Raw genomic sequence first — 20,712 nt, 5'->3', positions numbered from 1 at the left:
CTGGGGGCCTCATGACATCTTTGAGCGTGAAAGACATTGCAGCTGCCATCGGTGCAGAGGCGGTTGGGGCTGTTGATCTGGTAGTGACCGGGGTGGCTGAGCCTAAGGACGCGGGCGCGCAAGATCTGGCGCTCGCGATGAAGCCGAAATTTGCGGAAAACCTGAGCGAAGGAGCGGCCAAAGTGGCAATGCTTTGGCCTAATGCGGATTGGCAGGCCCTTGGGCTTGAGGCTGCGATCCTGCCGGATCGTGGACGGTTCGCCATGGCGTCAGTGACCGAGATGTATGATCTGGGGCATGGCTTTCATCAAGGTATTCACCCCAGTGCGGTGGTCAGCCCTGAGGCGCAACTCGGTGCGGATGTTTCTGTTGGGCCTTTAACGGTTATCGAGGCCGGTGCTGCGATCGGCGATGGCTCGGTCATCGGGCCTCAGTGCTATATCGGTATGGATGCGCAGATTGGAGCGAATGCCTTCCTGCGAGACCACGTGACCATTGCGGCGCGGGTAAAGATTGGCGCGAATTTCATCTGCCAACCCGGCGCACGGATCGGTGGCGACGGCTTCTCCTTTGTCACGCCCGAGAAAAATCAGGTCGAAGATGCGCGCGAGGTCTTGGGGCAATCCTCGGTCGAAAGCAGTCAGTCCTGGGCGCGTATCCATTCGATTGGGTCGGTCACCATTGGCGATGATGTCGAAGTCGGCGCGAACACATGTATCGACCGCGGCACCATTCGGGACACGGTCATTGGCAGTGGCACCAAGCTCGATAACCTCGTGCAGGTCGGCCATAATGTGGTCGTTGGCGACGATTGTTTGCTCTGTGGCATGGTCGGAATCGCCGGATCGTCACAGATCGGTAACAATGTGGTCCTAGGAGGTCAGACAGGCGTCGGGGATAACCTGACGATCGGAGACGCAGTGATCACGGGGGCAGGGACGATGGTTCTGGCGAATGTGCCAAAGGGGCGCTTTATGCTGGGATATCCCGCTATGAAAATGGAAAGCCAGGTCGAAGCCTATAAGGGGCTCCGCCGCCTGCCACGCCTGTTTGCTGACGTCGCGAATTTGAAGAAAGCGGTTTCAAAACCTGCGGACAGTGACTAGATCACTGCTCAGGCAAGAGAGAGGATTTGGCATGAGCGTCAAGGACAAGGTAATCGAAATCATCGCAGAACAAGCGGTTCTGGAGGTTTCCGATGTCACGCCTGACAGCACGCTAGAGGATTTGGGCATCGACAGCCTTGGCCTGGTTGAGAGCATTTTTGCCATTGAAGAGGCTTTCGATATCTCGGTCCCATTTAATGCGAATGAGCCAAGCGAGAGCGATTTTGATATTTCAAACGTCGCCTCTATTATTTCTGGTATCGAAAAACTGGTGTCAGAACAGGCCTAAGGCCGACGAAACGAAGTGAAAGACCCACAATGAAACGCGTCGTTATTACCGGGGCAGGGACGATCAACGCCCTTGGCCACAATGTTGCACAAACTCTGGAAGCGATGCGGGAAGGGCGCTGCGGGATTGGCGCGCTAGAGATGCGGGACGTGGACCGTCTGGCGGTCAAGATCGGCGCTCAGGTGAAAGGGTTTGATCCTGAGGGTCTGTTCAATCGTCAGCAGATGTCCCTGTTTGACCGCTTCACACAGTTCACTCTGATTGCAGCGCGTGAGGCGATTGCCCAAGCGGGGCTTGAGTTTAGCGATGAACTCTCGGCACGCTCGGGTGTGGTTCTGGGCAATTCGGGCGGCGGCATGACCACGCTCGATGACAATTATCGCACCGTCTATGAGGATGGTAAAAACCGGGTGCATCCGTTCGTCGTGCCAAAGCTCATGAACAATGCGGCGGCAAGCCACGTGAGCATGGAATTTAACCTCAAGGGGCCAAGTTTCACCGTCGCGTCGGCTTGTGCCAGCTCGAACCACGCGATGAGCACGGCCTTTCAGATGGTGCACGGCGGTCTTGCGCCTGTGATGATCACCGGAGGCTCGGAATCGATGCTCTGCTTCGGAGGCGTCAAGGCCTGGGAAGGCCTGCGCGTCATGTCCAAAGACGCCTGTCGCCCGTTTTCCGCCAACCGCAATGGCATGGTGCAGGGCGAGGGCGCGGGGATTTTCGTATTCGAGGAATATGAGCACGCCAAAGCGCGCGGGGCTGAGATCTTGGCCGAAGTCGCCGGTTTTGCCATGACGTCAGACGCGAGCGACATCGTGATGCCCTCTAAACGCGGTGCGGCGCGGGCGATTTCGGGCGCGATGGCGGACGCTAAGATTGCACCGGACACCGTGGGTTATATTAACGCTCATGGCACCGGTACGGCGGCGAACGACAAAACGGAATGCGCGGCTGTGGCCGATGTGTTTGGCCAGCACGCCAATAATCTGATGATCAGCTCGACAAAATCCATGCATGGCCACCTGATCGGCGGCACCGGAGCGGTCGAGCTATTGGCTTGTATCATGGCTCTGAAAGACGGCGTCATTGCGCCCACCATCAACTACGAAGAGCCAGATCCCGAATGTGCGTTGGATGTCGTGCCCAATGAGGCGCGTGAGGCGAAGGTCGATGTGGCGCTTTCCAATGCCTTCGCTTTTGGCGGTCTGAACGCAGTTTTGGCGCTGCGTTCAGTCTAAGTTTACTGCAGCTTTGACGCTGCGGTGTCGAAGGCCTTCGTGAAGCCTTTCAAAGACATCTGCACCTGTACCAAACGGTCAGGCTGGGCGGCGGGAACGATAGAAATCGTGGCTGCTCCGCCAGCTTTATAGCTGTCGACGTCTTCTTGGGTGAGGCCGACCCGTGAAAGGCAGCCATTCGCGTTACAAAACGCGAAGGGGTAAACGCGGGGCAGGTTCTCATCCACAGCAATGGAGAGCTGCGCGGTCAAAAGCGTTTCCAACGGCGCAATCATATTGGCACCCGCCACCGCCTGACCCTGTCCTGCGACCGGGAAAAGCGTCACAGCAACCGCCGGAGCACCATCCGCCTGTGTCAGCAATTGGAACAATTCGCAGGATTCGCGCTCGCCGTTAGAGCGGCAGTTGAGGGTCCAATCCCCAATCACCTCTTGCGTGACAGTCGGGGCTGCCGGTGTGCCAAGGCTCAACCCCTGATCACCTGTGGTTTCCTGTGCAAACGCAGAAGTTGACAGGGCAACAAGGGCGCTCGCCGTTAAGGAGAATAGCTTTTTCACGTTATTATCCTAAGATGTTTTGTCTTCAGCGGGCATAGCACGATGCGCGTCTCCTGTCAGGGTTGAATTCCAGTTTGAGAACAATCCCAAGCGGCATCCTGCCAATGGTTAACTCGCTGAAACAATGCGTAAAAAAGAAGAAGGGGGCCCGCAAGCCCCCTTCAATTCGTACACTCCCCGTCGGACTGGCCGACTTATTTATGGGCTGGACGCTACGTTGTATTTTCTCGCACGTCAACAGGCTCTCTGGAAAAAGTGAACGGTCTTTATTCATTAAGCTGAATATATCGTAAATTGCCGCGCTCGCACAAAAATTCCCAATGTATTTGGCCAGAGCGTTGCGATTTTATGGAGATAGCCTAGGGTTTAGAAGCGGTATTTGGCGAGGGTGTTTCGTGGACAAAGGTATCTTTATTGGCGGCGGTGGCGAGGGCTATGGCGAAAAGCAGTTTTTGACCCTGAAATATGCCAACAGACACGGCCTGATTGCCGGAGCCACAGGGACAGGTAAGACCGTAACACTGCAGATCCTGGCCGAAGGATTCTCCAACGCAGGTGTGCCTGTCTTTCTGTCGGATGTAAAAGGCGATCTGTCCGGATTGGCCCAAGCAGGCAGTGAGGGCTTCAAGTTGCACGAGGCCTTTACATCGCGGGCAGAGACGATTGGGTTTGACGATTACAGCTACCACGCCTGTCCGGTGACGTTCTGGGATCTCTTTGGTGATCAGGGCCATCCTGTCCGCACAACTGTTGCTGAAATGGGCCCTTTGTTGGTTAGTCGCCTTTTGGAACTCTCTGAGGCGCAAGAAGGTATCCTGAACATTGCCTTCCGTCTGGCAGATGAAGAGGGCCTGCCGCTTTTGGATCTAAAGGATCTGCAGGCCTTGCTGGTCTGGGTCGGTGAAAACCGTGCAGACTTAGCGCTGCGCTACGGCAATATCTCGGTTCAGTCGATTGGAGCCATCCAGCGCCGCTTGATGGTGTTGGAAAACCAGGGGGCGACGCAGTTCTTTGGCGAACCTGCGCTTGAGTTGTCTGACATCATGCGGACGGATGCAGACGGCAAAGGGATGATCAACATTCTGGCTGCCGACAAACTTATGGCGTCACCGCGGCTCTACGCGACCTTCCTATTGTGGCTGTTGTCTGAACTCTTCGAAGAGCTGCCCGAGGTGGGCGATCCGGACAAACCAAAGCTCGTGTTCTTCTTTGATGAGGCGCATTTGCTCTTTGAAGACGCGCCCAAAGCCTTGGTGGATAAGGTCGAGCAGGTGGCGCGGCTGATCCGCTCTAAAGGCGTTGGCGTCTATTTTATCACCCAGAACCCTGCGGACGTCCCTGAGGACATCCTCGGTCAGCTCGGCAACCGCGTGCAGCACGCCCTGCGTGCCTTTACCGCGCGCGATCGCAAGAACCTGCGACTGGCGGCAGAGACTTATCGGGACAATCCTCGGTTTTCGACGGAAGAGGCTATTAAAGAAGTGGGCGTTGGCGAGGCCGTGACCTCGATGCTGATGAAAAAGGGCGTGCCGGGCGTGGTGGAGCGGACGTTGATCCGGCCTCCGTCTTCCAAATTGGGTCCATTGGACAAAGCGACGCGCAAAGCGCTGATTGCTGGCTCTGATCTGGCCGCGAAATATCAAACGACGCTGGATCGCAAGTCTGCCTATGAGATCCTTCAGGCTCGCGCCGAAACCGCCGCAAAAGCTGCCGAAGCGGAGGAAGCGCGCGAAGAAGACATGTCAGTTGCGGAACGCGAGTTTTCCACTGCGCGACGTTTTTCCGGCGGTCGCGTCGGGCGTTCCACCTCGCGCCGGGTACGCAGCCGCAAAGACATCGACATTGGTTATGAGATGAAACGCATGGTAGTCAAGGAACTGACCGGCACCACGGGGCGACGCATTGTGCGCGGGCTTTTGGGGGGATTGTTTAAAGGACGGTAATGCATCGCCTAAGCGAGCCACGATTTTTTCAAAACACAAAAAGACACGAAAACATTCGCTCAAGAAAGGTAGCGATTGGGGTAGGAAGTACAATCATACACTTGGGTTGCCACATTGTTACTATTCGCGTAGCAGTCTGTTGATTGAAGGTTTTTTAGCTACAAACCGGCTCGCAAGGCACACGTTTTTGTGTCCTCAAAAGAAAGAATAGGAAAGTTGACGTAAATGGCAGTGCTCTACGATCTCGGTGCAGAGGGAGGGATTCCAAAAAGGTGGGACACCAAGCATTTTAAATTGCTTTTCCCTGAATTAGAGCTCGTCGCCTTTGATTTGGACGAAACTAAGTTGTCCGGAGATCAAAAGCGCGAAAACTTGACGCTAATTGACAAAATCATTTCGGACACTGAAGGTGTCACGAATTTTTATGTTCCCGTGCGGCATTCGGGATCCTCAATTTTTCAGTTCAACGAGGATTACAGTTACCTACACAGTGAAAAGTATCATGTTCTCGACAAGATTGTTCAGGTTGAAACGGCCACTTTAAGCAACTTGATTGAGAACAAAAAAATTCCTCCCGCAGACATCATCAAGATGGACATTCAAGGAGCGGAGTTGGGTGCTTTGAAGGGGATGGGCGAGTATCTTAATACTGTAAATGTGCTGGAGCTAGAAGTTGAGTTCATCCAAGTTTATAAGGATCAGCCAACCTTTGTTGAGCTTCATTCTTTCCTGACTGAGGCTGGCTTCCATTTGCAAGACTTGCATTTGTCAAAGACGTTTATGTCAGACGGGAAAACACCAAACTTCTTTTTGAAGACGTTCACCGGAGCGGCTCAAAACACCAACTGGACGCCCCAAGTCTATGCAGGCGACGCCGTGTATGTGAAAAATCTATCTGATGTTTTGGAAATGGATGTTGAAAATCAAATCCATCATTTGAAATGCCTCTGTTCCTACAACTGTTTTGACAGGGCTTTCTTAATTATTTCCAAGTCCAAATTTCGGTCAGACATCGAAAACAGTGAGTTCTATTCAAACTTGATTGATATGGCTCAAAAGGGAAAATTCCGCACGCGTATGGCAAAGGTTCTATCTAAAATCCTTAGAACTTTCAGGATCCCTGTGTCCCCAATGTTCAATAGAACACACCCGTGGATTAAACGCACATTTCCTAATCTTTAAGGAGATCTAAATGTTTGGCTCGTTTGCAAAGGCACTCAAATTAAAGCGGAAGTCAAAGGAGCTCATCGAGTTTGATGCTTCTGAACTGAAAAAGAACGCGTTCATTTGGGATTTTCTTCTGGAAAACAAACAGGAGATTGGCGGGTCATTAGAGAAGGTGATTGATGACCTAGAAGCAGGACTCTCCAGCGTATTGGAATTTGCCGGAGGGACTCTGACTGTCCCTAGCGATTTGAACTGTGACATCAACTTGTACAATCATTTCAAAGAGTATTTTCAGGTTGATTACAAAATTCCGATGTTTTTGTTCCATGCCGTAGGGAAGAACCCACCGCAACGTCACACAAAAGTTCTAAAGGACTATGAAGTTTTTAGAACAACCTTTTCCAAATCCGACAGTCCTCAAGTTGTGACGTATTTTACCTTTGGCCCAAAGCTTTGCTGGGGGCGGCATTCTCGGTGGCGTGCGCAATTTGATATTTTCAACGCTGACGGCACAACTGCTGTGACCAACCACGCTTGCCACTCATGGAGGCAGACACAAAATATCTACTGTGATCTGCAAGGCAAAGACGAAACCAGCGATCTTTTGGTTGTCGAAGGCAGCGCCGACACAGAAGCTTTTGCAAATATTGCCATGTGCCGAGGCGTTGAAGAAGTGCAGTCGGAGGGTCAGCAGTTTAATTTGACAAATGGCAATGCCTTCAACTTCTTAGTGAACAGCTCGGGCCAATTGTCCGGGAACCACATAATTACGGCAAAAAAGCCCGGCAAGAAACTAAAGAGCAAACAATTCAAAGAGCTAAAAAAATTCAAGTCCGAAGGGATTACTCTTAACCCCTTTATTTTGCCCAGTGACAATGACGAAGTAGAGTTTGGTTTGTGGTGGCCGACACACGCAGACAGCGTGGCTCTGAATTATGTGGCGGATGAAACCTCCGAAATCAAAGAGGTGGAACTCTCTGGGAAAGACAAGGTTGTTTATAGAAATGAGCTGACAACCGACGGCGATGACTTGGTTGTCTGGCAAAAATACCCGGAAACCTCTTCGGATCCCTATGACCTTAATCAGCCCATGCTGGTCTGCAGAAACAAGACGTCAAACGATCAAGATTTTACGGAGTTTCAAAGTTGTTGGCGTAATCAGGGCTTTGAAAGTAAAGTTTTTCCGCATTGGCTTGGCAACTTCAAAGCCATGAAGCCGAGTTCGAGGCTGACTGGTGTTGTGAACTTTAATTTGTTCGACGAAGGGATCTTGTACCTTCAAGCTATGAAACCGACCAATTTTGGCAACGTGAATGGCCAAGTCGTCGTCAATGTTTTCGACAGACATGGTGACGAGATCGATAGTTTGAATTTGGATGTCAGCGACAAGAAATGCCTGAGCTTTGAATTTTCGAAAAGCAAATTCGGGTCCGATATTGCTGCATTGAGGGTGAGGTCTACGGAAATCGACTTCACGGCAAACTTGCTGCAATGGAACTCTAAAGGAGCGACCTCACTCCAACATCTTTGGGGCTACTAGTAGAATACGACCAAGTGAAATGAACCGCTTAAAATTTTAAAGGACCGTGGATCGCTGTCGTTGTCGACTGCGACCCCTTTACCAACTTGAGTTCACACTGACGAACCCAGTGCAAAACATGGTCCATTAAAGTCTTGGATTACTTTGCCAAACTAGGAATTTTTGGCTCCGGCGGTAGGGATCGAACCTACGACCAATTGATTAACAGTCAACTGCTCTACCGCTGAGCTACGCCGGAACATGTGGGACCGTATAGCTATAAGATTTTCCGGCGTCCAGAGGGGGTGTTACATTTTTTTCGTTTTTGCCTCAGATTTTTTAAATGATCTCGAAAGGTGACGTAAATTCAATATCTTGGGTCGGTTTTGCCAAGCCACGTCCTGTTAGGTCAACGAGGTGTGCAAAGACATTTCGGGCGGCGGCTGACAAGAGCGCCGGGTTCACATCGGTATAGATCTTGAGCGCCAGTCCTTCGGCGGTGTCGGAGGCTTTGGATAGGGTGTCCAGGATCTCTTTTTCACGACCCCGTCGGTGCGTGATCAACCAGGTCAGGCGTCCATTGGGATCCTCAATCGGCGCGCCATGGCCTGCGTGAAACCGGCGCCATTGGCGCGCGGCCAAGAGATCGCAGGAGGCCATAAAGTCGGTGAGGTCTCCGTCTGGGGGCGATACCAGTGAGGAGGCCCAGCCCATGACGTGGTCTCCGGTGAAACAGATGTCTCCCCAAGCAAGGCTGATGTGATTGCCGAAATGGCCGGGGGTATGGAGGACCTCGAGTTGGCCGTCTTCGATGCCGATCTGATCGCCGTTGGCGACCAACACATCAGGCTTGAACGCGGCATCGACGCCTTCGCCGCCGCCCAGAAATCCCTGAGCCGAGAGTTTCTGCATAATTTTGCTGCGGCCTGCCAGATGATCCCCAAAGGCATAGATCGGCGCACCGGTGCGATCTGACAGCATCGAGGCCAGGGGCGAGTGATCCAGATGTGAGTGGGTCACGACAATCTTCGCGACTTTCTGCCCAGCCTCCAATGCCGCCAAAATCGCATCCAAATGGCGAGGATCGGCAGGGCCGGGGTCTATGATGGTGATCTCTGAGTGTCCCAGAAGATAGGTATTCGTGCCCCAATATGTCATCGGCGAGGGGTTCGGCGCCAGAATTCTGCGCAGGCCGGGGTCCAGCTCTTGGGCGATCCCGACTTCCGGGGCTTTGGCGTCAGTCATCTCTTTCCTTTCGGCACGTCTATGTGCATGGTTCTAGACATGAATTTCGATTGGCTCAAACGATACATGCCCCGCGGGATCTATGGGCGCGCAGCGTTAATTCTGATTTTGCCCGTGGTGACGCTGCAATTGGTGGTCTCGGTTGTGTTTATCCAACGTCACTTCGAAGGGGTGACGGAGCAGCTTACCGGCAATCTGGTGCGCGAATTGAACCTCGTTTTGGATGAGATGAACGCCTATGACACGCCGACAGCAGCCTTGGTTGGGACGCGAGAACTCACGCAGGGGTTGGATCTGAATGTTGCCTTTGATGCTGGTGCTATCAGCGGGTCTTTGCGGCGGTGGTTTGATTTCTCGGGTATCATCGTGACGCGTGAATTGAAGAACCGAGTTCCGGGTGTGTATGCGGTTCAGTTGCCGGATGATCGCTTTGTGAGGGTTTTGATTGAAACGTCACTGGGCATCCTTCGATTTGACTTTGCACGCGGACGAGTGTCGGCCTCTAATCCGCACCAGCTGTTGGTTAATATGGTCTTCTTCGGCGGACTTATGACATTGATTTCATTTATCTATCTGAGAAATCAATTGCGTCCGATCACTCGGCTTGCGACGGCAGCAGAGGCTTTCGGCCGAGGGCGAAAGTTAAGCTACAAACCAGAAGGTGCCTCTGAAATTCGTGCGGCTGGACAGACTTTTCTCGATATGCGGGCGCGGATTGAACGCCATCTAGAGCAGCGCACCTTGATGCTTTCTGGCGTCAGTCACGACCTACGCACGCCGCTAACGCGGTTGCGCCTGGGGCTGAGTATGCTGGAGGACGATGAACGCGAACCGCTTGAGCGCGACGTTGAAGACATGCAGCGGATGTTGGATGAATTTCTAACCTTTGCCAAAGACGCAGCCGAAGGGGATGCGGAATCGACCGACTTGGGACCGTTCGTGCGCACCATCGTCGAACTCGCAGCGACCCACGGGGCTGATGTGTCTTTGGAGCCCGTTTCAGATGAAATGCGGCTGTCGATCAGACGCGTTGCGATCCAGCGCGCGGTGGAGAACCTAATCAACAATGCTGTACGCTATGGTACGCGGGCGCGGGTGAGTCTGATTGAAGGCGAGAAACAGATCAAGATCCGTGTCGAAGATGATGGCCCGGGCATTCCAGAGGATCTTCGTGAAGAGGCCGTGAAACCCTTTGCCCGGCTGGACGCGGCGCGCAACCAGAACAAAGTCAGTGGTGTCGGTCTAGGTCTTTCGATTTCAGCCGATGTTGCCCGTGCGCACGGCGGGCGTTTGATGCTGGGGGACAGTCAGGATCTTGGCGGGCTTAAGGCCGATATCGTGCTGGTGAAATAGCACAGAGAGCCGGAAGGCTTCTTCACTATATCTGTGGGGTAATGGCGGAGAGACAGGGATTCGAACCCTGGAGACGGTTTCCCGCCTACACACTTTCCAGGCGTGCGCCTTCGACCACTCGGCCACCTCTCCGTGAGGCGCTGTTTAGCCAAAAGCGGTCAGGGGGTGCAAGGGGCAAAACACTCGGAATGAAAAGTTTTTTGCCCCTGCGGTTTGATCAGCGAATTCGCCTGAAAAATCAGGGCTTAGGCGTCTTTGGTCATGGCGTGCAAGATGCGCGCCCAGCTGCGGATGCCTTTGTGGAAGCTCTCGACATCGTATTTTTCGTTGGGCGAGTGGATTTGGTCGTCGTCCTTTGCAAAGCCAATCAACATCGCATCGGTGCCCAGAATCGTTTTGAAATGCCCGGCAATCGGGATAGAGCCGCCGCATCCGGCAAATGCCGCCGCCTCTGGCCATTCATCGCTGAGCGCTGCGCGGGCCTGTTCAAAGGCCGGGTGGTCCGTGGACATGGCCGACGCTTTGGATGCCCCATGACCTGTGAACTCCACGGTGCAGTCGCTTGGTAGCATGGATTGCACGTAGGCACGAAAGTTCTCGCGGATTTTCAGCGGGTCTTGAGTGCCAACAAGGCGGAAGCTAATTTTGGCGGAGGCTTGCGCGGGGAGGACGGTCTTAAAGCCATCGCCCGTGTAACCGCCGAGAATGCCGTTGGGTTCACAGGTCGGTTGCGACCAGAGTTTTTCAAGCGGCGTGCGGCCAGCTTCGCCGGCGGGCTCAGACAGATCCACATCGCCCAGGAAAGCGCCGTGATCAAAGTTCAGGGCCTCCCATTGGGCTTTGATCTCGTCGGTCAGCTCCGGCACCCCGTCATAAAAGCCCGGCACTGTCACGCGACCGTTCTCATCGTGCAGGCCTGCGATGATTTTAGAAAGAACTGCAATCGGGTTGCGCGCGAGACCGCCATACATGCCGGAATGCAGGTCCTTGTCGGCCGCCTTGATGGTCAGCTCTTCACCCAAGAGACCGCGCAAAGTGGTGATGATCGCAGGCGTCTTGCTTTGGAACAGTCCCGTATCGCAGATCAGAGCGATGTCGGACTTCAGCTCCTCGGCGTTGTCTTTGATGAAGGGCACCAGCGACGGCGATCCGCTTTCCTCTTCGCCCTCAAAGAAGAAGGTGATCTTGCAGGGCAGGGCGCCATGCTCGGCCTTCCACGCGCGGCAGGCCTCGACAAAGGTCATCAACTGCCCTTTGTCATCGGACGCTCCACGGCCGCGGATGAGTTTCACACCATCCGCGTCCTCGATGGCTGGCTCAAAGGGTGGCGAATCCCAGAGTTCTAATGGATCGACCGGCTGAACATCATAGTGTCCATAGAACAGAACATGCGGGCCCGCGCCGTCGATATGGCCGACGACCATAGGGTGACCGGGGGTGTCCCGTTTGGTCGCATCGATTCCCAAAGAGGTCAGATCTTTGACCAACCAATCCGCGGCATTTTGACAGTCCTGGGCAAAAGCCGGGTCGGTTGAAATTGACGGAATGCGCAATAAATCGAGCAGGCGGTCAGTCGCAGCATCGATATCCGCATCAATTCTATTCAGGACGGGTTGAAGATCCATGTCTCGAAACCTTTGAAAAATTGGAGTTTGCGTCACCCTAGCAAGGCAAGACTTGCTGTCTAGCCAAATACGCCTGTGGCATAACAATGTGTCGCATAGACAAAGCCCATGGAACGTATAAATTAATTGGTAAGTTATATACCTATATAACGAATGCCTATTTAAAATGCCTCGGGTTTCGCGTAGAAGTCCTTGGAAACGCAAGCTGCATAGCCAGCATATCGGAGGATAGCCCGTGGATTTTTCCGCTGCGCTCGACCAAGCCCTGACAAACCTTCATGACGAAGGCCGGTATCGTACCTTTATCGATATCGAACGTACCAAGGGTCATTTCCCTAAGGCGATCTGGAACAAACCAGATGGCACCAAGCAGGAAATCACTGTTTGGTGTGGCAATGACTATCTGGGTATGGGGCAGCATCCGGTTGTGCTTGAGGCGATGCATGAGGCGCTGGATGCCACAGGCGCGGGCTCTGGTGGCACACGCAATATCTCCGGCACGACTGTCTACCATAAGCGGCTTGAGGCCGAGCTGGCGGATCTTCACCAAAAAGAAGACGCGTTGCTCTTTACCAGCGCCTATATCGCCAATGATGCGACGCTTTCAACGCTGCCTAAGCTCTTTCCAGGGCTGATTATTTATTCGGACAACCTGAACCACGCCTCTATGATTGAAGGCATCCGCCGCAACGGTGGCGCCAAGCGTGTGTTCCGTCACAATGACCCAGAGCATCTGCGCGAGCTGATGGCCGCGGACGATCCCAAAGCGCCGAAACTGGTGGCCTTTGAGTCGGTCTATTCCATGGACGGCGACATCGGCCCGATTGAGGCGCTGTGTGATGTGGCCGATGAATTCGGTGCGCTGACCTATCTGGATGAGGTCCACGCTGTTGGACTCTATGGTCCGCGTGGCGGCGGTATCAGCGAGCGGGATCAACTGACCAATCGTCTGGACATCATTAACGGCACTTTGGGCAAAGCTTTCGGTGTGCAAGGCGGTTATATCGCGGCCAGCGCCAAGATGTGTGACGCTGTGCGCTCTTATGCACCGGGCTTTATCTTTACGACAAGCCTGCCACCTGTGGTCGCCGCTGGCGCAGCGGCCTCGGTTGCGCATCTGAAGAATGATCAAGACCTGCGCGACCGTCACCAAGCGGCTGCCAAAGTTCTGAAGCTACGTCTTAAAGGATTGGGCCTGCCGATCATCGATCATGGCACCCATATTGTTCCTGTGATGGTCGGCAATCCGGTCCACACAAAGGTTCTCAGCGACAAACTGCTAGAGGATCATGGGATCTACGTTCAGCCGATCAACTTCCCGACTGTTCCGCGCGGCACCGAGCGCCTGCGCTTTACGCCGTCTCCGGTACATGGTCCGGGCGAGATTAACGCGCTTGTACACGCAATGGACGAACTTTGGTCGCATTGTGCGCTGAATCGTGCCGAGCTCGCGGGCTAAAACTCACAAAACTCGCAAATATTGTTGCACTGTGTTACCTTAGGCACAATGAATGGGGGCAGCTCGAATCGGGGTAACAAATTCGAGCCCGTTTTGGCAGTGAGGCACGTAAGGGTATGATCGGGCGCAAAAAGCGCAAAACCGTTGAAGTAGACACAGGCCCAAAAGGCTTTGACGACTATGACGTCAGTCTTGGGGATCTGATGCGCGGAGAACGGGCGACCTTGGGCAAGTCGCTATTGGATGTGCAGCGCGAATTGCGAATTCGTGCATCCTATATATCAGCCATCGAAAATGCGGATCCCTCGGCGTTCGAGACGCCGGGCTTCATTGCAGGTTATGTGCGGTCCTACGCACGGTATCTGGGTATGAACCCGGAAGAGACCTTCGACAAATTCTGCCAGGAAAGCGGCTTCCAAACAGCTCATGGTATGGCGGCTGAGGCCTCGACCATGCGAAAGTCTGAGGCGACCGTGATCTCTCAGGCCAATCCTGATCCGTTTAAAGGGTCTAAAGGCCCGTATCTGCCCGAAAAAGAAAGTATGTTGGCCAATCTTGAGCCGCGTGCGATTGCCTCGAGCCTCGTGTTGCTCGCCTTGATCGCGGGTGTTGGCTATGGCGGCGTGAGTGTTGTGAATGAAATCCAACAAGTGCGCATTGTTCCAGTAGAGCAAACACCTGTGGTGCTGTCCGATCTGGATCCACTGACCTCGGCGCGCGAAGAAGAAAGCTTCTCGATGGCAGAGGCCTCTGGCGTGTTTAACCCACCTGCGCAGGATCTGGACCGTCTCTATCGTCCGCAAGCCTTGGATGTGCCGGTTTTGGTCGCGCGCGACGCGCCGATTTCCACGCTGAATCCGCAATCGGTCGGCGCGTTCACGCCAGAAGCGACCGTTTTGGCGACTGCAGACCTTTATCAGCCAGAAGTGCCTGCCGTCCCGCAGGTTGTCGAGGACACCCCGCCTGAGGTGGTGCTCTTTGCAGTGCGCCCATCTTGGCTTAGCATCAAAGCCGCCGATGGTTCGGTTGTCTTTGAAAACACACTGAATTCTGGCGGTGAAGTGCTTTTGCCAGCGTCTGAAACCGCACCGGTTTTGAAGGTCGCGGGGATGTCGGGCTATGTCTATATCCGTGTCGACGGAGAGATCTATGGTCCTGTGGGTCAGGGCTCGACCGTCGAACGTGATGTGGCGTTGGATGTGGACGCAATCACGCAGAGCTATCAGATCGCCGATTTGACAGCGGATCCTGAACTGGCGCGTGTTGCCTCGCTGATCACACCTCCGGGCGAACTGACCGTTTCCGAGTAACGGGACAAATCCACGCAAGCTTTGTAAATTCACACTCGCGCGCATTGCTCCTTTGTGCGCGCAAGACTACATATGCGTCAACGAGCACAGCGTTGAGTGATTGACCCATGTCCCTGAACCACATCCGTCCCTGGCGCACGATTGAGCGTCGAAAATCCCGTAAGATCATGGTGGGCAATGTGCCTGTCGGCGGAGACGCTCCGATCGCGGTTCAGACCATGACGAACACGATCACCTCGGATGCCTCGGCCACAATCAAACAGGTATTGGCGGCGGCTGACGCAGGGGCCGATATCGTGCGGGTCTCGGTGCCGGATGTGGACAGCTCCAAAGCGCTGAAAGAGATCTGCCGCGAGAGCCCGGTGCCCATCGTGGCCGACATCCATTTCCACTACAAACGCGGGATTGAGGCTGCTGAGGCAGGTGCCGCTTGTCTGCGGATCAACCCGGGCAATATCGGCGATGAGAAACGCGTCAAAGAAGTCATTAAGGCTGCGCGGGATCATAACTGCTCGATCCGTATTGGCGTGAATGGTGGGTCACTCGAAAAACACCTTCTGGATAAATACGGCGAGCCTTGCCCTGATGCGATGCTGGAATCCGGCCTCGATCACATTAAGATCCTGCAAGATAACGATTTTCACGAGTTCAAGATTTCGGTGAAAGCCTCTGACGTCTTCATGTCCTCAGCGGCCTACCAGATGCTGGCCGATGCCACCGACGCGCCGATCCACCTTGGGATCACCGAGGCGGGGGGCTTTGTGTCTGGTACGATCAAATCGGCGATTGGTCTGGGGCAGCTCTTGTGGATGGGCATCGGCGATACGCTTCGCGTGAGCCTCTCGGCAGATCCGGTCGAAGAGGTGAAAGTCGGCTTTGAAATCCTCAAATCGCTGGGCCTGCGCCATCGCGGCGTGAATATTATCTCTTGCCCAAGCTGCGCGCGGCAAGGTTTTGACGTAATCAAAACCGTTGAGGCTCTGGAAAAACGCCTGGAGCACGTGAAAACGCCGATGAGCCTGTCGATCATCGGCTGTGTGGTGAATGGGCCGGGTGAGGCCTTGATGACTGATGTCGGCTTTACCGGAGGCGGGGCTGGATCAGGGATGGTCTATCTGGCGGGCAAGCAAAGCCACAAGGTGGACAACGACAAGATGATTGATCACATCGTCGAGCAGGTCGAAACCAAGGCCGCCGAACTTGAGGCGGCCAAGGCAGAAGACGCGTAATCAGCCGCGTTTCCCAGCGACCATCTGCTGCATACCTTCCAAAGGCACATAGCCGCGCAGAAGCTCGTCTTGCATCACAAAACTTGGCGTGCCCGAGATCTGAAGACGCTGCGCTAGCGCACGGGTTGTGGCGATCTCTTCGCGCACGGCGTCGCTGTTCATATGCGCAAGGATTTGGGTGGCGTCGAGGCCAAGCGTGGTGGCAAGACGGGACAGGGTGACTTCGTTGGCGGCCGACCGCATGGTGATCAGAGCATCATGGGCGGCTTTGTAAGAGTCGTCTCCGGCGATCTGTTTCACCGCAATCGCGAATTGCGAGCTGCGCAGGGAATCTTCGCCGAGGATTGGAAATTCCTTCATAATCAAGCGGATATTGCCATCTGTCTTGACCAGTTCGGCCACATCATCATGCGCGCGGCGGCAATAGCCGCAGCGGTAATCGACAAACTCCACCAGCGTGATGTCGCCCTCTGGGTTGCCGCCGATCCAGCTGTAGCCGTCGTTAAATATGTCTTCGGCGTTGACAGACACCAGCGTCACGTCCTGTTGCGCTTGCGCTTCGGCTTGACGGGATTCCGCGATGTCGACGGCTTCGAAGATCACTTCGGGATTGTCCAAGAGATAGGCACGAATTTCGCCGCGGAGCGCGGTTTTCTCGTCTGCGGACAGGCTTGCCAGATCGAAATTCGGCGCGTCCTGTTCGCGTGTGGAATAGACCGCAGCGGCCAAGAGCAAAGTGGCAACGGCCAGGCCGGCCAGAAGGGCGTTTTTCACGTATCTCTCCGTTATTTCTTTCGCGCCGCGCGCTTTGCGGCCAGCAATATATCATCCGCTCGACGCCAGCCAGCAGAACCTTGTGGTAAAAGACCGACAGCGCGTTTGGCATGGATGCCCGCGTCTTTCATACGGCCTTGCAAGGCATAGCGTTCTGCTGTCGCGACCGCCGCCATGCCTCGATTGCCCAGCGCCGCATAGGCCGCGCCCAGATCGCGCAGCACGCGGGAATCCCGGAAATCGATGCTACGGGCTTTTTCAAGGACAGCACGCGCTTCTTTATAGCGCTTAAGGGACAAGAGCGCGCGCCCATAGCCCCCCAGGCAAAGCGAATTGTTCGGGGCAAGGTCCGCAGCGCGTTTATAAGCTCGCAAGGCCCCTTGCTGATCGCGGCTTTCAATCAGGATCTGACCTTTGAGTTCATAGAGGAACGGATCTCGGGGCCGCATGGCAATCGCTTGGTCCAGCGCGGCGATCGCTTTGGATTTCTGCGACTGGCGATGATACATGATCGCCTCGCGCATCAGGCGCACGTCTTTGCTTGGGCTAGTTTTCAACGTGCGCTTTGTCCATTTCGGCGGGCGTTCAAAGGCAGACAGCTTGCCCTTGGCGCGACCAAACCAATATTGTGCAGTGGCGTCCTCATCCCCGTCATGGACCAGAGCTTGCGCGCCAGCTTTTGCGGCGCGGATCCGGTCTCGGGTCAACGGGTGGCTGCGCACATAGGGGTCTTGGCGCGATGTGTTCAGGAGTTCCTGACCTTCAAACAGCTCAAGTACGTCAATCGTGCCCTGCGTATTGACCCGCGCGGTCTTCATATAGCGCAGGGCGGATTTATCGGCCGAGGCTTCTTCAGCGCGGGTATGGGCCAGAAAGTTCCTTTGTGCAGAAGAGTTTACGCCAAGCGCGAGGCCAACACCCAGCTCAGGATTACCTGCCGCTGCACCTGCGATGGCCGCGAGCACGCCACCAAGGCTCGCCGCTGTCCTCGCAGAGCCAAAGTTCTGCATCCGACGGGTGATATGTCCATTGGCGATATGGGCGGCCTCATGCGCGATCACGGCCTGCAACATCGCAGCGTTGTCGGTTTTTAAGATTAGGCCTGAGTGCAAGAATATGTGGCGGTTATCCACTACGAAGGCATTCAGTTTGTTGTCGTCGATCACCAAGACGCGCACGTTGCTGCCAAGCCCTGCCGCCGCAAGAATGGGTTTGGCAAGCTGGGCCAGAGAATACTCGATATCAGGGTCACGAATGATCGTGGCTGCGCGGGCAGGGGCTGTCACCATCACAAAGGTCAAGGCCGCAAGGAAAATGCTCGCGAAGATGGTCAAGCGTGTTGACGCTTTGGTCAGAAAAGGCTCAAAGATCATGGGCGTACCAGAGAGGAATTTCATGCGTAAGTCCAGTCGCAGCACCGTTGATCCCTTTATTGTGATGGATGTCATGGAGGCCGCCCGCAAGGCAGAGGCCGCAGGCGAGCATATCATCCATATGGAGGTCGGCCAGCCCGGCACAGCCGCGCCTCAGGCCGCTCAGCGCGTTCTTGCCGAGACCATGCGGAAAGATGCCATGGGCTACACGGTGGCCTTGGGGTTGCCCGCGTTGCGCGCTCGGGTCGCGCAGCTTTATGGCGACTGGTATAACGTCGATCTGAACCCTGAGCGGATTGTTGTGACTTCGGGGAGCTCGGCAGCGTTTCTCTTGACCTTTACGGCGCTTTTTGATGCGGGGGATACTGTGGCGATTGGCGCGCCGGGGTATCCGAGCTATCGTCAGATCCTAAAAGCCTTATCGCTCAATCCACTGGATTTACGCTCTGCGCCGGAAAACCGTTTGCAGCCTGTGCCGGATGATTTCGCGGATCTGGATATCGCTGGTTTGATGGTAGCCTCTCCGGCCAATCCGACGGGGACGATGCTAGATAAACCCGCGATGCAAGCGCTGATTGATGCGACCCATGCCAAGGGCGCGAGTTTTATCAGTGACGAGATTTATCACGGTATTGAATATGAGGCCAAAGCCGTCACTGCGCTTGAGCTGACTGATGATTGCTATGTGATCAATTCCTTCTCGAAGTATTTCTCGATGACCGGCTGGAGGATCGGCTGGATGGTCGTTCCTGAGGATCATGTACGCTCGGTCGAACGTCTGGCGCAGAACATGTTCATCTGCGCGCCGCATGTGTCTCAGGTGGCAGCACTGGCGGCGATGGATGCCACCGATGAGCTTGAGGCCAATATGGCTGTATATCGCGAAAATCGGCGTTTGATGCTGGAAGGGCTGCCAAAGGCTGGCTTCACCAAGTTCGCGCCGCCCGATGGGGCCTTTTACGTCTATGTCGACGTGAGTGACTTTACCGACGACAGCCGCGCGTTTGCGGCCGAGATCCTTGCGAAGGCGAAAGTCGCCGTCACCCCGGGTCTGGATTTCGATCCAGAGCGAGGCCATAGCACGCTGCGCTTCTCTTATGCGCGTTCAAGCGCCGATATTGCTGAGGGATTGTTGCGGCTTGAGACATTTATGCGTGAACGCAGCCATCTTTAAGTTCTCAGCGCCGCCTGTCTGATGTAGTCTCTTTGGAAACAACCAAAGAGTTGGACCATGAGCAGACTTCGATCTTTTTGTCTTGGGCTTTGTGCCCTCGCTAGCCTTGCCGCGCCTGCGTCTGCGCAGGATTTCACGGCGTTGGCGCGGGTGGATGTGGCCAATAGCGCCATTTCTGATGCTCGCCGTGGCGGCGTTCAGATCGATCTGTCTTTGTCCCAAGGCCTGCCTTGGAGGATATTCACTCTGGATGAGCCACGCCGTTTGGTGATCGATTTCAGAGAGGTCGATTGGACGGGCGTCAACGCTGATGCATTGGATCAAGCCAAGAATATCTCGGACGTGCGCGTTGGGGCTTTTCGTCCGGGGTGGAGTCGTATGGTCGCAGATCTGAGCGTGCCCATGGTACTCAAGACCGCGGAGATGAAGCTCGGCGACGGGCAGGGGCCAGTTGTGTTGTCCGTGCGCTTAGAGGCGGCTAGTGCTGAGGACTTCTCCGCGAAGGCCGGCGCGCCCAATGATCCGCGCTGGGATCTGCCCGAGGCCGCGATCACGCGTGAGGACCGAGAGGCAAAACCTGACTGGGCACCGACGGTGATTGTCTTGGACCCGGGCCATGGCGGTATTGATCCGGGGGCCGAGCGTGGGGAATGGTCGGAAAAGCAGATCACCCTGCAGTTCGCGCGTGAATTGCGCGACACTCTACGCCGCGCTGGCAATTTTGAGATCATTCTGACGCGGCGCGAAGATACCTTTGTGTCTTTGGAACGTCGTGTCGCCATCGCCCATGAAGTCGCGGCTGACATATTCATTTCGCTCCACGCAGACACAGTGCTGGAAGGCTACGCACAAGGCGCGACCGTCTATACCCTGTCTGACGAGGCCAGCGATGCTGCGTCCCAGTATCTGGCCGAGCGTCACAACCGGTCAGATGTGCTCTCTGGCATTGATTTGACGGGCACAGAAGATCAGGTGGCAGAAGTCCTATTGGATATCGCCCGCCGCGAAACGGCCCCACGGTCAGAACGGCTCGCAAAAGCGATGGTTCTGGGCATGCAGGGCGCGGTTGGGGAATTGAACAAACACCCTTACCGTCAGGGCGGGTTTTCGGTGCTGAAAGCCGCCGACATCCCCTCGGTTCTGATCGAGATCGGCTTCATGTCCTCTGAACGTGACCTCGCCAACATCACCGACCCCGCGTGGCGGCAGGCATTGGCCAATGGCATACGCGACGGGCTGCAGGCCTGGGTGGTAGCGGATGAAACCGCGCGCAATCTCACGAACAACTGACTGATATACGCGAAAAACCGCAGATTTTTCCCCTTGTTGTGTTTTGACCCCTTTGTCATCC

The 20,712-nt window shown here is 55.0% G+C and carries 17 protein-coding genes and 2 tRNA genes; 12 read left to right on the top strand and 7 right to left on the bottom strand.

Annotation, left to right across the window (positions count from 1 at the left end; all coding sequences use genetic code 11):
* Positions 1–11 precede the first annotated feature (11 nt).
* The 3 genes from lpxD to WG622_RS02770 are packed head-to-tail and all read left to right on the top strand — an operon-like array spanning position 12 to position 2,633.
* Complete coding sequence (gene lpxD / locus WG622_RS02780) at positions 12–1,106, top strand: UDP-3-O-(3-hydroxymyristoyl)glucosamine N-acyltransferase (RefSeq protein ID WP_339402188.1); 1,095 nt, start codon at positions 12–14, stop codon at positions 1,104–1,106.
* A 31-nt stretch (positions 1,107–1,137) separates the two neighbouring features.
* Entirely contained in the window at positions 1,138–1,395 is a 258-nt protein-coding gene (locus WG622_RS02775; RefSeq protein WP_339402187.1) for an acyl carrier protein, read from the top strand.
* A gap of 29 nt (positions 1,396–1,424) precedes the next feature.
* On the top strand, positions 1,425–2,633 hold the full coding sequence (locus WG622_RS02770) for a beta-ketoacyl-[acyl-carrier-protein] synthase family protein (protein ID WP_339402186.1): 1,209 nt from the start codon (positions 1,425–1,427) through the stop codon (positions 2,631–2,633).
* A gap of 2 nt (positions 2,634–2,635) precedes the next feature.
* On the opposite strand, the gene WG622_RS02765 is transcribed toward WG622_RS02770, so the two are convergent.
* Complete coding sequence (locus WG622_RS02765; RefSeq protein ID WP_339402185.1) at positions 2,636–3,190, bottom strand: invasion associated locus B family protein; 555 nt, start codon at positions 3,188–3,190, stop codon at positions 2,636–2,638.
* Positions 3,191–3,585: 395 nt separating this feature from the next.
* Between WG622_RS02765 and WG622_RS02760 the strand changes: the two genes are divergently transcribed.
* The 3 genes from WG622_RS02760 to WG622_RS02750 all read left to right on the top strand — a co-directional run bounded on the left by WG622_RS02760 (position 3,586) and on the right by WG622_RS02750 (position 7,840).
* Positions 3,586–5,133 (top strand): helicase HerA-like domain-containing protein, encoded by a 1,548-nt coding sequence (locus WG622_RS02760; protein WP_339402184.1) that lies wholly within the window; start codon positions 3,586–3,588, stop codon positions 5,131–5,133.
* Positions 5,134–5,358: 225 nt separating this feature from the next.
* A complete protein-coding gene (locus tag WG622_RS02755) occupies positions 5,359–6,315 on the top strand; it encodes an FkbM family methyltransferase (RefSeq protein WP_339402183.1) in 957 nt (318 codons plus the stop codon).
* Between the two features lie 10 nt (positions 6,316–6,325).
* Entirely contained in the window at positions 6,326–7,840 is a 1,515-nt protein-coding gene (locus tag WG622_RS02750) for a hypothetical protein (protein ID WP_339402182.1), read from the top strand.
* Between the two features lie 163 nt (positions 7,841–8,003).
* On the opposite strand, the gene WG622_RS02745 is transcribed toward WG622_RS02750, so the two are convergent.
* Both WG622_RS02745 and WG622_RS02740 read right to left on the bottom strand, forming a co-directional pair.
* Positions 8,004–8,078: transfer RNA gene (locus WG622_RS02745), tRNA-Asn, on the bottom strand.
* Between the two features lie 80 nt (positions 8,079–8,158).
* Positions 8,159–9,064: an MBL fold metallo-hydrolase gene (locus tag WG622_RS02740; protein ID WP_339402180.1), complete on the bottom strand. Its 906-nt coding sequence runs from the start codon at positions 9,062–9,064 to the stop codon at positions 8,159–8,161.
* 39 nt (positions 9,065–9,103) lie between these two features.
* Between WG622_RS02740 and WG622_RS02735 the strand changes: the two genes are divergently transcribed.
* Positions 9,104–10,417 carry an ATP-binding protein gene (locus tag WG622_RS02735; protein WP_339402179.1) on the top strand — a complete coding sequence of 438 codons (1,314 nt, stop codon included), beginning with the start codon at positions 9,104–9,106 and terminating at the stop codon, positions 10,415–10,417.
* 42 nt (positions 10,418–10,459) lie between these two features.
* On the opposite strand, the gene WG622_RS02730 is transcribed toward WG622_RS02735, so the two are convergent.
* Both WG622_RS02730 and WG622_RS02725 read right to left on the bottom strand, forming a co-directional pair.
* Positions 10,460–10,549 (bottom strand) — tRNA-Ser (locus tag WG622_RS02730).
* 113 nt (positions 10,550–10,662) lie between these two features.
* Positions 10,663–12,042, bottom strand: a complete 1,380-nt coding sequence (locus WG622_RS02725; RefSeq protein WP_339402178.1) for a M20/M25/M40 family metallo-hydrolase — start codon at positions 12,040–12,042, stop codon at positions 10,663–10,665.
* 235 nt (positions 12,043–12,277) lie between these two features.
* Here WG622_RS02725 and hemA point away from each other — a divergent pair, with 235 nt between their 5' ends.
* The 3 genes from hemA to ispG all read left to right on the top strand — a co-directional run bounded on the left by hemA (position 12,278) and on the right by ispG (position 16,040).
* On the top strand, positions 12,278–13,501 hold the full coding sequence (gene hemA, locus WG622_RS02720) for a 5-aminolevulinate synthase (RefSeq protein WP_339402177.1): 1,224 nt from the start codon (positions 12,278–12,280) through the stop codon (positions 13,499–13,501).
* 116 nt (positions 13,502–13,617) lie between these two features.
* On the top strand, positions 13,618–14,811 hold the full coding sequence (locus tag WG622_RS02715; RefSeq protein ID WP_339402176.1) for a helix-turn-helix domain-containing protein: 1,194 nt from the start codon (positions 13,618–13,620) through the stop codon (positions 14,809–14,811).
* A 107-nt stretch (positions 14,812–14,918) separates the two neighbouring features.
* The gene (gene ispG, locus WG622_RS02710) at positions 14,919–16,040 is read left to right on the top strand and encodes a flavodoxin-dependent (E)-4-hydroxy-3-methylbut-2-enyl-diphosphate synthase (protein ID WP_339402175.1); all 1,122 of its coding nucleotides are present in this window, start codon (positions 14,919–14,921) and stop codon (positions 16,038–16,040) included.
* On the opposite strand, the gene WG622_RS02705 is transcribed toward ispG, so the two are convergent.
* Entirely contained in the window at positions 16,041–16,814 is a 774-nt protein-coding gene (locus tag WG622_RS02705) for a DsbA family protein (protein WP_339402174.1), read from the bottom strand.
* An 11-nt stretch (positions 16,815–16,825) separates the two neighbouring features.
* A complete protein-coding gene (locus WG622_RS02700; RefSeq protein WP_339402173.1) occupies positions 16,826–18,211 on the bottom strand; it encodes a M48 family metalloprotease in 1,386 nt (461 codons plus the stop codon).
* Here WG622_RS02700 and WG622_RS02695 point away from each other — a divergent pair.
* Together WG622_RS02695 and WG622_RS02690 are read left to right on the top strand one after the other, a co-directional pair.
* Positions 18,210–19,361, top strand: coding sequence for a pyridoxal phosphate-dependent aminotransferase (locus WG622_RS02695; RefSeq protein ID WP_339402172.1), 1,152 nt, complete (start codon positions 18,210–18,212; stop codon positions 19,359–19,361). The genes WG622_RS02700 and WG622_RS02695 overlap by 2 nt on opposite strands.
* A gap of 57 nt (positions 19,362–19,418) precedes the next feature.
* Complete coding sequence (locus WG622_RS02690; protein ID WP_339402171.1) at positions 19,419–20,651, top strand: N-acetylmuramoyl-L-alanine amidase; 1,233 nt, start codon at positions 19,419–19,421, stop codon at positions 20,649–20,651.
* The last annotated feature ends 61 nt before the right edge of the window (positions 20,652–20,712 follow it).

The sequence above is a fragment of the Cognatishimia coralii genome (genome assembly GCF_037478305.1).
Taxonomy (GTDB): domain Bacteria; phylum Pseudomonadota; class Alphaproteobacteria; order Rhodobacterales; family Rhodobacteraceae; genus Cognatishimia; species Cognatishimia coralii.
Note: the sequence above shows the minus strand (reverse complement) of the source record. Positions and strands in the feature narration are given on the sequence as shown.